10 protein-coding genes are annotated in these 13,733 nt (G+C 61.8%); 3 read left to right on the top strand and 7 right to left on the bottom strand.

Annotated features, from left to right (window positions below; genetic code table 11):
• Positions 1-85 precede the first annotated feature (85 nt).
• Together rpsU and LPA37_RS18885 are read right to left on the bottom strand one after the other, a co-directional pair.
• Positions 86-298 carry a 30S ribosomal protein S21 gene (gene rpsU / locus LPA37_RS18880; RefSeq protein WP_074262890.1) on the bottom strand — a complete coding sequence of 71 codons (213 nt, stop codon included), beginning with the start codon at positions 296-298 and terminating at the stop codon, positions 86-88.
• Between the two features lie 328 nt (positions 299-626).
• Positions 627-1,571 carry an aldo/keto reductase gene (locus LPA37_RS18885; protein WP_228978510.1) on the bottom strand — a complete coding sequence of 315 codons (945 nt, stop codon included), beginning with the start codon at positions 1,569-1,571 and terminating at the stop codon, positions 627-629.
• A gap of 250 nt (positions 1,572-1,821) precedes the next feature.
• Between LPA37_RS18885 and LPA37_RS18890 the strand changes: the two genes are divergently transcribed.
• From LPA37_RS18890 to LPA37_RS18900, 3 genes are all read left to right on the top strand, one after another.
• Positions 1,822-2,640, top strand: a complete 819-nt coding sequence (locus LPA37_RS18890) for a flagellin domain-containing protein (RefSeq protein WP_228978512.1) — start codon at positions 1,822-1,824, stop codon at positions 2,638-2,640.
• 173 nt (positions 2,641-2,813) lie between these two features.
• Positions 2,814-4,232 carry a flagellar filament capping protein FliD gene (gene fliD / locus LPA37_RS18895; RefSeq protein ID WP_229013331.1) on the top strand — a complete coding sequence of 473 codons (1,419 nt, stop codon included), beginning with the start codon at positions 2,814-2,816 and terminating at the stop codon, positions 4,230-4,232.
• A gap of 36 nt (positions 4,233-4,268) precedes the next feature.
• On the top strand, positions 4,269-4,565 hold the full coding sequence (locus LPA37_RS18900; protein ID WP_228978517.1) for a flagellar protein FliT: 297 nt from the start codon (positions 4,269-4,271) through the stop codon (positions 4,563-4,565).
• A gap of 170 nt (positions 4,566-4,735) precedes the next feature.
• Here the strand turns inward: LPA37_RS18900 and LPA37_RS18905 are convergent, their stop codons facing one another.
• Genes LPA37_RS18905 through LPA37_RS18925 form a run of 5 tightly spaced genes read right to left on the bottom strand, consistent with a single transcriptional unit; the run spans position 4,736 to position 13,721 of the window.
• Complete coding sequence (locus tag LPA37_RS18905; protein ID WP_229013332.1) at positions 4,736-7,204, bottom strand: tetratricopeptide repeat protein; 2,469 nt, start codon at positions 7,202-7,204, stop codon at positions 4,736-4,738.
• Between the two features lie 6 nt (positions 7,205-7,210).
• Complete coding sequence (locus LPA37_RS18910; RefSeq protein WP_229013333.1) at positions 7,211-9,697, bottom strand: tetratricopeptide repeat protein; 2,487 nt, start codon at positions 9,695-9,697, stop codon at positions 7,211-7,213.
• A gap of 54 nt (positions 9,698-9,751) precedes the next feature.
• Positions 9,752-10,966, bottom strand: coding sequence for a class I SAM-dependent methyltransferase (locus LPA37_RS18915; RefSeq protein ID WP_229013334.1), 1,215 nt, complete (start codon positions 10,964-10,966; stop codon positions 9,752-9,754).
• Positions 10,963-11,904 carry a UDP-glucuronic acid decarboxylase family protein gene (locus LPA37_RS18920; RefSeq protein WP_228978523.1) on the bottom strand — a complete coding sequence of 314 codons (942 nt, stop codon included), beginning with the start codon at positions 11,902-11,904 and terminating at the stop codon, positions 10,963-10,965. The genes LPA37_RS18915 and LPA37_RS18920 overlap by 4 nt, the downstream gene beginning before the upstream one ends.
• Complete coding sequence (locus LPA37_RS18925) at positions 11,901-13,721, bottom strand: O-linked N-acetylglucosamine transferase, SPINDLY family protein (RefSeq protein ID WP_228978525.1); 1,821 nt, start codon at positions 13,719-13,721, stop codon at positions 11,901-11,903. The genes LPA37_RS18920 and LPA37_RS18925 overlap by 4 nt, the downstream gene beginning before the upstream one ends.
• Positions 13,722-13,733 lie beyond the last annotated feature (12 nt).

Below are 13,733 nucleotides of genomic sequence, written 5' to 3' on the forward strand. Positions count from 1 at the left end.
TGCTTCCGCCGCCTCAAAAAAACCCCCGGGTGTCTCTCAATATAAACACCCCCCCCCCCCCGTCTGGCCGTGCGTGAAAGCGTGCTTAGTGCAGCTTTTTCGGCAGTTGCTGGCTACGCAGGCGCTTGTGCAGGCGCTTCACAGCAGCAGCCTTCTTGCGCTTACGTGCCGTCGTCGGCTTTTCGTACGATTGGCGTTCACGCAGCTCGGCGATCAGGCCATTCTTTTCGATTGCGCGACGAAAGCGGCGGATCGCCACTTCGAACGGCTCGTTTTCTTTCAGAAGAATCGTCGTCATGTAATTCCTAACTAAATCGCTTGATACGGTTGATTGCGTGGCGGCAACCCGCTCACGCGCCGGCACTCCGGTCGTTTCGATTCATGGCCAATAACAGGCAAACGAAACCATGGACGAAAACGAGAGGCAAAGCGGCCACGGAGGCCAGAAAAGAGAGGTGGGGAGTTCACCGCGAGAACGCGGGCAGACGCATAAACAGCGCCGCGTCTGATGCCCGGTTCACCGCCGACGTTCAACTACAAATCGACCACGAAACAGGCAAAGATCTCAATTCACTCCCGATGATATCAGGAAAAACTCGTGCCCACCATGACTTTCACGAATGCGTTCAGGCACTTGCGTCGTTCAGACGGCGGATATCGGCGTCCGTGAGCCTCAGATGAACTGCCGCGACAAGGCTTTTCAACTGGCCGACCGAGGTCGCGCTGGCAATCGGCGCGGTCACGCCCGGACGCGCTATCAGCCACGCCAGTGCCACCGTGGCGGGCGTGCTGTCATGCCGTCCGGCGACTTCGTCGAGCGCCTTCAGGATGCCAAGGCCGCGCTCGTCCAGGTATTTTTCGACCCGGCTGCCGCGAGCGCTGCTTTTCCCGAGGTCCGCCTTCGACCGGTATTTGCCCGACAGAAAGCCGCTCGCAAGACTGTAATACGTCACGACACCCAGCCGGTGTGCAAGCGCAACCGGCTCGATCTCTGTTTCGTACGGAGCGCGATCATACAGGTTGTATTCCGGCTGGAGCAGCTGATACTTCGGCAAGCCGTTCTGCTGCGCGACCGCGAGCGCTTCTTCAACTCGCGCGCCGCTGTAGTTGGAGGCGCCGATCACCCGCACCTTGCCCGCCTCGATCAGGCGCTGGTAGGCGCCGAGCGTCTCGGCGAGCGGCGTTTCCGCGTCGTCGAGATGCGAAAAATACACATCGATGTAATCGGTTTGAAGGCGACGCAGCGAATCTTCGACTGCGGCCTGGATGTTGCCGCCTGACAGTCCTTTTCGCGCACCGAGCATGCCCACCTTGGTCGCGAGCACGACCTTGTCGCGCCTTCCGCCCTGCTTCAGCCACTTGCCGATGATGGTTTCCGATTCGCCGCCCTCGTGCCCCGGCACCCAGGCCGAATAGACGTCGGCGGTATCGATGAAGTCGAGCCCGGCGTCAACGAAGGCGTCGAGAATCGAGAACGAAGTGGCTTCGTCGGCGGACCAGCCGAACACGTTTCCGCCGAAAACCAGCGGTGCGACCTGTACCTGCGACGTGCCGATATTGCGTTTTTGCATGACTTCTCCCAGGGGAAATGCATCCGGACCGACAAGCATACGCCGTCTCGCGGATCCGCACAGGGAGGCGCTCTCCGGGGTTTTTCCTGGCCTCGGGCGGGCCCGTTCCCTCCCTCTTTTCTCTCCAGCCCCTAAAGTTTTGTTCGCGCGCCGCCGACAACCAGGAAAGGCGGGCAGCGCCACTCGTCAAACGCGCTACGCCGAACCCGAACCAGCCTAATTACATGGCGTTTTCCAAACGAGGAAGCAAATGCTGAATATCAACACCAACATTCTGTCGCTGACGGCACAGAACAATCTGTCGGGCTCGCAAAGCGCTCTGGCGCAAGCCATCAACCGTCTGTCGTCGGGCAAGCGCGTGAACACGGCTGCTGACGATGCAGCAGGTAACGCAATTGCAACGTCGCAAACGGCGTCGATCAACGCGCTGACCCAGGGCGCCGCAAACGCGAACAACGCAGTGTCGATGGTGCAAACGACCAACGGCGCACTGCAATCGACAGTCGACAACCTGCAACGTATCCGCCAGCTGGCAGTGGAAGCAGGCGACGGCTCGCTGGATTCGTCGGCCCTCTCCAACCTGGATTCGGAAGTTCAGGCGCGTCTGACGGAAATCACGCGTGTTGCTGCACAAACGACGTTCAACGGCAAGGCAGTTCTGTCGAACGCCGGTAGCGTGACGTTCCAGATCGGCGCGTTCGCGGGCCAGCAGATCACCGCATCGTTCGGTACGACGGTGTGGAACGCAGGCGGCCTCGGCCTGACCACGCTGAGCGTTTCGACGGCAGCACTGGCACAAACGGCAATGACCTCGATCGACGCGGCACTGGCAAGCGTCAATACCTTCCAGGCAACGCTCGGCGCAACGCAAAACACGATGACGGCCGCCATCACGACGACGACCACGCAAGCGACGAACATGAGCGCAGCGCGTTCGCAGATCACCGACGCGGACTTCGCGACGGAAACGGCGAACCTGTCGAAGGCTCAAGTGCTGCAACAAGCTGGTATCTCGGTGCTGGCTCAGGCAAACTCGCTGCCGCAACAGGTTCTGAAGCTTCTCCAGTAAGACTGACTGAAGCACGGCGTGCGCTACGGCGTCGCATTGCGGGAGCCGCAGCCATACGCGGCTCCCGCAAGGAATACAGGTTGGACCCGTGGGAGGCTCGCCTCCCACAACCCGTTTCTACGCTTCAGTATCATTGACCTGACTTTTTTCGCATCGACGAACGGAGCATCCGTATGACCACGACGGCGTCCTCATCTACTACCGACGTAACCAGTCTGCTAGCGCAGGCGGCCCAGTCCATCATCAGCGGTTCGACCAAGTCGACGCTCGATGTCAACTCGCTCGTGTCAGCTCTCGTTACTGCGAAAACAGCCGGTCAAAACGCGACGATTGTGAACAAACAGTCGCTCGACAATACCGAAGTGTCGGCCATTGGCTCGCTCAAATCGGCACTTTCGTCGCTGCAAACCACACTGAGCGGCCTGGCAGACGGCTCGACGCTGTCGAGCGTCGCCGCAACCGTCAGCAGCAGCGCGCTCACTGCAACGACGACCACCGGTGCGGTCGCCGGCAACTACACGGTCAACGTAACGCAAGTAGCGACGGCCAACAAGATTTCTTCGCAGGCGTTCACCAGTAGCGACACGATCGGCAGCGGCACGCTGACCATCGGTCTCGGCAGCACCGGCACGATGTCGCTCAACGTGACGTCGGGCCAGTCGCTGTCGGACATCGCGAGCGCGATCAACAGCTCGTCGAATAATCCGGGTGTGTCGGCGTCGGTCATCACGGCGGCGGATGGACAGCATCTGGTCATCCAGTCGACGGCGACGGGTGCTGCTAACACGGTCTCGGTGACGGCAGGCAGCGGCCTCAGTTCCAAACTGAATTCCTCCGGTTACACGACGGTGACGACGGGTCAGGACGCGCAGTTCACCATCGACGGCAATGCCGTGACCAGCGCCAGCAACACCGTGACGAACGCGCTGAGCGGTGTGACGCTCGTCCTGTCGGCGGCCGCCATCGGCACGCCGCAGACCGTGACGGTTGCAACCGATCCGACCGCAACCACGAAGGCAATCAACGACTTCGTGACGGCGTACAACAACTATGTCACCACGGCTGCTGGCCTGTCCGGCTACGACACGACCTCAGCGACGGCCGGTCCGCTGCTGGGCGACTCGATGCTCAACCAGATCAACAACGGTCTTGCCAACCTGATCAGCGGCGGCGTAACAACGGGTGGCAACACATTCAGTCTCTCGTCGATCGGCATCGACCTGCAACCGGATGGCACGATGGCCGTCGACCAGAGTACGCTCACGGCAGCCGCGACCTCCAACAGCCCGGCGCTTGCCGGACTGTTCAACACAACGAACGGCATCGGCACGACGCTGAATTCGTTCGTGAACACGTACGTCCAGTCGAGCGGCACGATCGACCAGCGCACCGCTTCGCTGAACAGCGACCTGTCGAACCTTTCGGATCAGGCGACGGCGTTGACGGATTATCAGACCACCCTGACCGCGCAATACAACGCGCAGTTCACCGCGCTGAACACGCTGATGTCGCAGATGCAGAACAACACGCAGTACCTCACACAGCTCTTCGGCGGAACAAGCAGCGCGGGTGCGCTCGCGACCAATAAGTAAGCCCGCGCAATGACGTCGACATCAGGAATGGAACGTATGGCAGACGAACCGCTGGACCGCGCGCTCGACCTGAGCCAGGCAATCGAAGCCGCAGCCGTTGAAGGTGACTGGCTGCGCGCCGCCGCGCTCGTCGAAGAACGCTCGCCGCTCCTGATGTCGCTGAGCCCCACGCAGACGCCGGAGGCACTCGATAAGATTCGCACGATCCAGCGCATCGACGTCGCGATCACGGAACAGGCGAAAACTGGATCGGACCGGATCGCCTCGCAGCACAGCGCGGCGATCGGGCGCATCAAGGCGGTCCGTCTGTATCACACGACGGGCATGCTTTAAGGCGGCAAAAGCCGTGACCGGACGGCGCAAAGAATAAAACAAGGGAATACAACGAACACCGCATGACAAATGCGGGATCTTTGAGTTGCTTCGGAAAGCCGCACTTGCGGCTTTTTTTTCGTCCCGATGCTGCCGCGATTTCATTGCATCATAGCCGGCGACGATTTCCGTCAGCCAGTGGAACCGTCCGAAGCATACGTATTCCACATCGCCGCGAACGCGTCTTCGAGGTTGCGCGCGAAGCGCGGCGCATCACACAGCGGCGATGCCAGCAGTCGCTCACGCAAGCCTGCACGCAACGCGCCGAGGCTTGTGCGATCTGCCGCGAACGAGATCGCCTTCGCGACGTAGTCGTCATCATCCGCGGCGACCCACTGCGGCAATCCCACCGTATTCAGAATGCTTTCGCCTACATGCGACAGGAAACGATCGCCACGCCGCGTCAGCACAGGTACGCCCATCCACAGCCCTTCGACGCTCGTCGTACCACCCGGGTAGGGAAAAGGATCGAGCGCGATATCGACCTGATTGAACATGTCGAGATGCATGTCGCGTGGCGTAGCGCCGACGAGAATGAGACGCTCCGCGGCAACACCGTGGCGCGCGAAACGTGCCGAAATGCTGTCGCGCAGAAGCTGCTGATCGAGTTGCGGGGCCTTCAGCAACAGACGCGAACCTGCAGCCGCATGCAGCACGCGCGACCAGAGCGCAACAACGTCATCGCCGATCTTGCTGAGACTGTTCAGGCAACCGAACGTCACGGCACCGTTTGCAAGCATCGGCAGCGGTCCGATGGCGATATCCCGCTGCGGCGGAGTGAAGCAGAGGTAACTGTCAGGTAGCCGCCAGGGCTTTTCGACGAAGTGAGATTCCTCTTCAACCGGCAGCACGTGCCGGTCGCCGAGAATGTAGTCAATCGCTTCGATCCCCGTCGTTGCGAAGAACCCGAGCCACGTTACCTGCACCGGCGCAGGCTTCCACGCGAAGACCGACAACCGGTTGAACGACGTGTAGCCAGACAGATCCAGCAGGATGTGAACGCCGTCCGCGTGGATCCGGTGGGCGACATCCTGCTCAGTCATCGCAGTGATGTCGCGCCACGCGGTGAAGTACGGCTTCAGTCGCGCTGTCGTCGCGTCTTCCGATACCTGGGCCGCATATGCGATCAACTCGACGCGTGCCGGGTTGAGATGCTCGAGTGCGGTTTCGAGGAATACCGCGACCGGGTGCGTTTTCAGATCGCCTGAAACGAACCCGACTCGCAGCGGACCGGCAGGCCGCTTTGCGCGATGACGGAAAGGTTGCGCCCGCGCGGCCACATGTTCTCCATACCTGCGCGCATCGATTTTCAGCGTTTCCGCAGATGAACACGCTGCGCTTGCCGAACTGAAAATTACGCCCTGATGCGCGGCGTCGAGTCCTGGATCAAGGTCGCGCGCGTTGCGATAGGCCGCGAGGCCGCCGTTGAGATCGCCCACAGCACGCAGGATTTCGCCAAGCGTGAGGAACATTCGCGCGTCGTTATTAGCCAGAAACAGTGCACGGCGGCAACTCGTCAGCGCTTCGTCCGGCTTCTCGAGCATCATCAATGCCCAGGCGAGGTTATGATGCGCCTCGGCGTTGCCTGGATCGAGTTCCGTCGCGTGCCGGTAACCTGACGCTGCGGCTTCGAATTTTTTCAAACCAAAGTACGCGCCGCCGAGAACGTTATAGGCCTCGGCGAGCGACGGCGCGTATTCGATGGCTCGAGTACAGCTTTGCACCGATTCGTTAAACCTGCCCAGTCGCCTCAGCACGCCGGCGCGATTGCAATGCGCGTCCGCCAGATCCGGCTTCAACGCGATCGCCTGGTCGAAGTGCGTGAGTGCGGCGTCCAGATCACCCGCGTCGCAAAGCATGGCGCCAAGGCTGTTGTGGGCCGCTGCATCGGTCAGGTCCAGCGCGCGGCGCAGACTGCTGACCGCGCCGTCCAGGTCGCCACGCGCTTTCAGCATCAGACCCAGACTCTGATGCGCGACGCGCAAATCAGGCCTCAGTTCGACCGCCATGCGATAACTCGCGATTGCTGCATCCGGCCTTTGAAGTCCACGAAGCGCGTTGCCGAGGTTGTTGTGCGCCTCAGCATAGTCCGGACGATATTCGATCGCCTTTCCGTACGTCTCCACGGCCGCATCGAGTTCGCCCATGTCCAGCAGCGCATTGCCGAGATTGTTGTACGCTTCTGCGTAACCTGGACGTAGCGCGATAGCCTGTGCACAACTCTGTATCGACGCCTCCAGCTGTTTCGCCTCGCGCAGTGCATTGCCCAGGTTGTTGTGCGCTTCTGGATAATCGGGTTTGAGCGTCATGGCCTGCCGATAACTGGCGATTGCGTCCTCAAGCCGGCCCTTCTCGCGCTGCACGTTGCCGAGGTTGTTGAAGTAGATCGCGTTGGGGTGCATCGCAATCGACTGTTCGATCAGGACGAAACCGGCCTCGTGCTGATTCAGCTGACACGCCAGCAACCCCAGAAAATGGAGCGCGTCTGCGTTATCCGGCTCGACCTGCAGGATCTGGCCGTACAACGCCCGCGCTTCGGTCAGCTGCCCTGTTTGATGGTGTGCAAGCGCTGTCGCGAGAAGTGAAAGATTGTCTTGCATGACCGGTCAATCCGTAGCGAGTGTTGTTGCCATGACATCATCGGCATATTGCTTCCACATGCCATGAAACGCGTCCTCGAGATTCCTCGCGAAACGCGGCGCGTCGCACAACGGCGACGCCAGCACATGTTCGCGAAGCCCCGCGCGCATCGCAGCCAGCATCGATGGATCGGACGCGAAGGCAATCGCCCGGGCGAGATAGTCTTCCTCGTCGACGGCGATCCAGTCTGCGAGATTCGCGGTCTGCAGCAGGCTTTCGCAGATGTGCGTCAGGAATCGGTCGCCCTTCATGCAGAGCACCGGTACGCCCATCCACAGTCCTTCCGCTGTCGTCGTGCCACCCGGATAGGGAAACGGGCTCAGCACGATATCGACCTGGTTGTACGTCGAGAGATACTCCACTCGCCTTGACGCGCCCTGGAGGATCAATCGCGACTCATCGATACCGTGCGCGGCGAAACGCCGGAAAGTAGTGAGCTGTGCACCCTTCGTGTCGAGCCCATGCGATTTCAGGAACAGCCGCGAACCCGGCACTGCATGCAACAGACGGGACCACAGCGCGACGACTTCGTCGCTGACCTTCATCAGCTTGCCAAAGCAGCCGAACGTCACCGTGCCGCCGTTTGCAAGCATCGGCAGCGGGCCGATCTTCACATCGTCCACAGGCGGCGTGAAGCACAGATAGCTGTCCGGCAAGCGCCACGGCTTTTCGACGAATTGTGCTTCCTCACCCGGCGGCAGCACGTATCGGTCGCCGAGGAAGTAATCGATCGACTCGCTGCCCGTCGAAGCAAAGAAGCCGAGGTAGCTCACCTGAACCGGTGCCGGTTTCCACGCGAAAATCGGCAGTCCCGTGTACGCCGTGTGGCCCGACAGATCCACCAGCACGTCGATGTTGTCGTCACGGATCACGCGTGCCGCTTCTTCTGTTTTCAGTCCGTCCAGCACGCGCCATGTGCTGAAGTGCGGCTTGAGACGCGCGGTGACTTCGTCCTCGAGCGTATAGGTCGCGTAGGCGATCAGCTCCACACGCGCCGGGTTCACATACCGGAACACGCTTTCCAGGAAAATGCCCGCCGGATGCGCGCGCAGATCGCCCGACACGATGCCGACGCGCAGGCGCGAGCCGTCATGCGACGGTTTGTGCGCATATGGTTTCACGCCCATCGACATCAATTCACCGAAGCGGCGCGCATGCTTCAGATAGGTGTCGGTATCGAACTTCGCGGAGCCCGCCAGACTGAACAACAGACGGTTATACGTCTGAACCGGATCGGGATCGAGCGGCAACGCTTTCAGATAGGCGTCGATTGCGCCATCGAGATCGCCAAGTGCGCGCAGGATGTCGCCAAGACTGATGTACATCGGCGCGGAGACGTCGGCGAGCTCAAGCGCCTTGTGGCAGCTTTCCAGCGCTTCGTAAGGCTTGTCGTGCTTCAGCAGAACGACGCCAAGGTTGTGAAACGCATCCGCGTTATTCGGGTCGAGTTCGATCGCGTGTCTGTAACTCAGCGTGGCCGCTTCGAGCCGGTCGAGACCGTAGTACGCGATGCCAAGGCTGTTGTACGCCTCGGCGAGCGTCGGCGCGAGTTCGATCGCGCGGATACAGCTTTCCACCGATTCCTCGAACCGGCTCTGCCGTCGCAGCACGCCGCCACGATTGCAATGCGCTTCGGCAAAATCCGGCCGCAGTGCGATCGCCGTGTCGAAGTGCGTGAGCGCGGCGTCCAGATCGCCAATGTCGCGCAGGACAGTGCCGATGCTGTTGTGCGCGTCCGCGTCGGTCGGATCCAGCGCGTGGCGCAGGCTTCTGATCGCCTCTTCCGGTTCGCCACGCGCTTTCAGCAACAGACCGAGACTGTGATGTGCAATCCGCAGATCATGCTTTAACGCGACTGCCGTGCGATAGCTCGCTATCGCATCGTCCGTTTTGTCCTGCGCGCGAAGCGCGTTGCCGAGGTTGTTGTGCGCCTCGGCGTAATCCGGGTTAAGGCGAATCGCCTCACCGTAGCTCGCCGCTGCCGCCTCCAGCTCGCCCATATCCTGCTGCGCGTTACCGAGATTGTTGTGCGCTTCCGCGTAACCTGGGCGCTCCGCAATGGCCCGCGCACAGCTCTCTACCGCCGCCTCGGGCTGCCTCGCCTCGCGCAGTGCGTTGCCGAGGTTGTTGTGCGCCTCGGGATAGTCTGGCTTGAGCGCGACCGCGCGACGGTAAGCTTCGATTGCGTCCGCGAGACGGCCGTTCTGGCCCAGCATGTTGCCGATGTTGTTGTAGTAGGTTGCGTTCGGATGCGCTGCGATCGACTGTTCCATCAGCCCAAGACCCACATCGTGCTGACCCAGCTGACACGCGAGCAGCCCCAGAAAATGCAGCGCGTCCGGATTGCCCGGCTCGGTCTGCAGGATCCGTCCGTACAGCGCCCGCGCTTCGGCGAGCTGGCCCACCTGATGATGTGCCAGTGCGTTCGCGAGAAATTGGGAGTTGTTCTGCATGTATCTGGGCTCGTGCGTCAGCAAGGGCGACGCATCGCGCGTCGCCCGGTTCAATCAATACGGATGCGATTCAGCGCCGAAATCCACCAGCGCGCCGTTGTGCTCGATCATCACGCTTTGCACAGCGATACCTTCGCGGGACATTTCCGCGATGATGTCGCGCGCACGCCATTGCGTTGGAATCACGATGACGTCGACGCCGGACGACTTCAGCACGTCGCGGAATTCGATCTTCTGGCCGGTGCCCGGCACGTACGTGCCGGCCTTGTGCGGATCGGAATCCACAACCAGAGGAAAGCGCACTGCGTCCGCGCCGAACTGGTGGATGAAGGCCGCCGCCTTGCCGGTTCCACCCCAGATCGCGACGCGCTTGCCCGAAGCCGCGAGGCCCGATAGTTGCTGCGCGATCGTCTCGCGGCTTTTCACGGTACCCGCGGCGAAACGCATTGCTGCTTCGGTGCGCGTGCGCGCCTGCGCCGGCACGCCGAGCTTGACCAGTGCATAAACGACTTCACCGTCGTAGCCATGTTCAAGCGCGACGATCTCACCCGCACGCGACATCAACGTGCGGAACGATTCGGTCGTGAAATGCGATACGTGTTCGTAGAAGAAGTCGGCAAGGCGATTCGTTTCAAAGACGCGGTCGATACACGGCACTTCGGCGAACAGCCAGCAATCCTTTCCTTCCGGGCCTTGCATCGCCGCGCCCCACGCGAGCTGCTCGATCAGCTTCGCCGGTTCGGTGAGATGTTCCAGGACGTGACGGATCACAATCGCATCCGGTGCGAACGCGCTCATGTCGACGAGCGGATCGAACAGACGCGCATGAAACTCGACGCCCTTGCCGGTCTCCGGGCTCGCGTTCGGATCGAAGCCGATAAAGCGGCCGGCCTCGCGCGCCTGCGCGAGGCCGCGCACGAAGTGACCCTCACCGCAGCCGATCTCGACGACGAGCGGCGCGGCCGGCAGATGATTCAGCAGCACGTCGCGCGTATCAGCGAGGTGACCTTTCCAGATGCCGCCGCTGTTGAACATGCGGTTCGGGTTGCTTTCGTATGGAATCGCGTCGTAATGAAACTTGTGGTTCCACACATGGGAGCACGACGGGCATTGCACGAAATCCTGCGCATGACGTGGCAACGCACGCGCCGCTTCAGCCGATGCGGGCCAGGCGAGCGTCGCGAGCGTCTGTGCGCCCGCCGGAAAGAAGCGCGCCGCGACCGAGTGGGCGCAAACGGGACAGGTCGTCCCCACAAGATCAAGACTCATGATTTCACCAGGTGTTTGAAGTAGGCGATCGTTTCTTTCAGACCGTCTTCCAGGCCGACGCCAGGCTGCCAGTCGAGATGCTGGCGTGCCTTTGTGATGTCGGGCCGTCGTTGAATGGGATCGTCCTGCGGCAACGGACGATACTCGATGCGGCTCTTCGAACCCGTCAGCCGCAGCACCGTTTCCGCGAGATCGCGGATCGTGATTTCAGACGGATTACCGATATTGACCGGACCGGTTTCCTCGTTCTGATCCATCATCCTCAGCAGACCTTCCACGAGATCGTCGACATAGCAGAATGAGCGCGTCTGGCCGCCGTCGCCGTACAGCGTGATCGGGTCACCGCGCAGCGCCTGCATGATGAAGTTCGACACGACGCGGCCGTCGTCCGGGCGCATCCGCGGGCCGTACGTGTTGAAGATCCGCACGACGCGGATATCGACGCCGTGCTGACGGTGGTAATCGAAGAAGAGCGTTTCGGCGCAGCGCTTGCCTTCGTCGTAACAGGCTCGCGGGCCGGTCGGGTTCACGTTGCCCCAGTAGCTCTCCTGTTGCGGATGCTGCTGCGCGTCGCCGTAGACTTCGCTCGTGGACGCCTGCAGGATGCGCGCGCCGCAGCGCTTCGCGAGGCCGAGCATGTTGATCGCGCCGAGCACGGCCGTCTTCACGGTCGAGACGGGATCGCTCTGGTAATGCACCGGGCTCGCGGGACACGCCATGTTGAACACGCGGTCCGCTTCGACGTACAGCGGCAGCCACACATCGTGACGGATCAGCTCGAAGTTCACGCGGCCGATCAGATGCTGGATGTTCTGCTTGCTGCCCGTGTGAAAGTTGTCGACGCACATCACGTCGAAGCCGGAGGCGACGAGGCGATCGCACAGATGCGAGCCAACGAAGCCGGCACCGCCGGTAATCAGGGCGGACTGGTTATTCATTCTGCGATCTCCACGACAGCGGTAAGGTGTTGCGCCCACATGCCATGCAAGGCGGCTTCGAGATTCCGGGCAAAACGCGGCGCATCGCACAGCGGCGACGCGACCACCCGCTCGCGCAGGCCGGCGCGCAGCGCGGCGAGGCTGGCGCCGTCAGCGGCAAATGCAATGGCGCGGGCGAGATAGTCTTCGTCGTCGGCGGCGATCCATGTGTCGAGGCCCGCCGAATGCAGGAAGCTTTCGCAGATGTGCGACAGGAAACGGTCGCCGCGACGGCACAGCACCGGCACGCCCATCCACAGCGCTTCGGCTGTCGTCGTGCCGCCGGGATATGGAAATGGACTCAGCGCGATATCGACGCGGTTGTATGCGGCCAGATACTCCGCGCGCGGCGAGCGGCCTTCGAGAATCAGACGCGACGCGTCGATGCGATGTGCCGCGAAGCGACGCAACGTCGTTTCGTGAACGTGCGCCGTATCGAGTTGCCCCGCCTTCAAAAACAGCTTCGCGTCCGGCACCGCGTGCAGCAGACGCGCCCACAACGCGACGACGTGATCGGTAATCTTCGTCAACTGGCCGAAGCAGCCGTACGTGACGTAGCCGTTAGCCAGCATCGGCAGCGCGCCGACTTTCGCGTCGTCCCGCGGTGGCGTGAAGCACAGGTAGCTGTCCGGCAGCCGCCAAGGCTTTTCGACGAAATGCGCTTCTTCTTCGACCGGCAACACGTGACGGTCGCCGAGCACGTAGTCGATCGTGTCGAGACCCGTGCTCGCGAAAAAGCCAGGCCAGCTCACCTGCACCGGCGCGGGCTTCCATGCGAAGAGCGGCAGACGGTTGTAGATCGTGTGACCGGCGCCATCGAGCAGCACGTCGATGCGATCGTCGCGGATGCGCCGCGCGGCGGTTTCGTCGCTCATGCCGGCGATGCTCGTCCACGCGCTGAAACGCGGCTTGATGCGCGCGGTCAGGTCGTCTTCGAGTGTGCGCGTCGGATACGCGATGAGCTCGATCCGCGCCGGATCGAGTTCGGCCACGACGCTTTCGATGAAATAGCCCACCGGATGCCTTTTCAGATCACCCGACACGATGCCGACACGCAGTGCGCGTGCTGTGCGCGGCGCGAGATCGACCAGCCAGTCCTTCCACGGTTTCGCCTGCGTGCGGATCTGCGCGGCGAAGCGGAGCGCTTCATCGAGGTATTGCCGCGGCGTCGTGCTGGCAAGGTAGTTCAGCGCGAACAGCAGGTTGCTGTGCGGCTCGGCAAAATCTGGACGCAGCGCGATCGCGCTGCGATACGCCTCGATGGCTGCGTCGAGTTCGCCGAGTTCCATCAGCGTATTCGCGAGATTGTTGTAAGCCTGCGCGTGCTCCGGCGCCAGGTTGATCGCGTTGCAGAACGACTGCACCGCCGCCTCGTGTTTTTTTAGCGCGCGCAATGCATTGCCGAGGTTGTTGTGCGCGTCGATGTGATCCGGCTTCATCGCGATGGCCTGCCGGAAGCACTCGGCGGCAGCAGCCGGCCGGTTGTTCGACTGCATCACGTTGCCGAGGTTGAAGTAGTACAGCGCCTGCGGCTTGCGCGTGATTGCCGCCATGATCAGCTCGGTGGCCGTCTCGTACTGCCCTTGACGATTCGCGACGAGGCCAAGCAGGTGCATCGCGTCGGCGTGCTCCGGATCGATCGCGAGCACGCGGCGAAAGAGCGTCTGCGCTTCGGCCAGACGATCCGCCTCGTAGTGCGCGATCGCTTCGGCTAATGTGAGTTCGAGCGTCTGCGGCGTCGGCGTGAGTTGTCCGGAAACGCGTGCGTTTTCGGACATGGACAGATCCTG

The organism is Paraburkholderia gardini, from assembly GCF_907164545.1.
Classification (GTDB): Bacteria; Pseudomonadota; Gammaproteobacteria; order Burkholderiales; family Burkholderiaceae; genus Paraburkholderia; species Paraburkholderia gardini.

Coding starts and splice junctions, on each gene's coding strand:
- rpsU (WP_074262890.1), bottom strand. CDS start 298: ATGACGACGATTCTTCTGAAAGAAAACGAGCCGTTCGAAGTGGCGATC.
- LPA37_RS18885 (WP_228978510.1), bottom strand. CDS start 1,571: ATGCAAAAACGCAATATCGGCACGTCGCAGGTACAGGTCGCACCGCTG.
- LPA37_RS18890 (WP_228978512.1), top strand. CDS start 1,822: ATGCTGAATATCAACACCAACATTCTGTCGCTGACGGCACAGAACAAT.
- fliD (WP_229013331.1), top strand. CDS start 2,814: ATGACCACGACGGCGTCCTCATCTACTACCGACGTAACCAGTCTGCTA.
- LPA37_RS18900 (WP_228978517.1), top strand. CDS start 4,269: ATGGCAGACGAACCGCTGGACCGCGCGCTCGACCTGAGCCAGGCAATC.
- LPA37_RS18905 (WP_229013332.1), bottom strand. CDS start 7,204: ATGCAAGACAATCTTTCACTTCTCGCGACAGCGCTTGCACACCATCAA.
- LPA37_RS18910 (WP_229013333.1), bottom strand. CDS start 9,697: ATGCAGAACAACTCCCAATTTCTCGCGAACGCACTGGCACATCATCAG.
- LPA37_RS18915 (WP_229013334.1), bottom strand. CDS start 10,966: ATGAGTCTTGATCTTGTGGGGACGACCTGTCCCGTTTGCGCCCACTCG.
- LPA37_RS18920 (WP_228978523.1), bottom strand. CDS start 11,904: ATGAATAACCAGTCCGCCCTGATTACCGGCGGTGCCGGCTTCGTTGGC.
- LPA37_RS18925 (WP_228978525.1), bottom strand. CDS start 13,721: ATGTCCGAAAACGCACGCGTTTCCGGACAACTCACGCCGACGCCGCAG.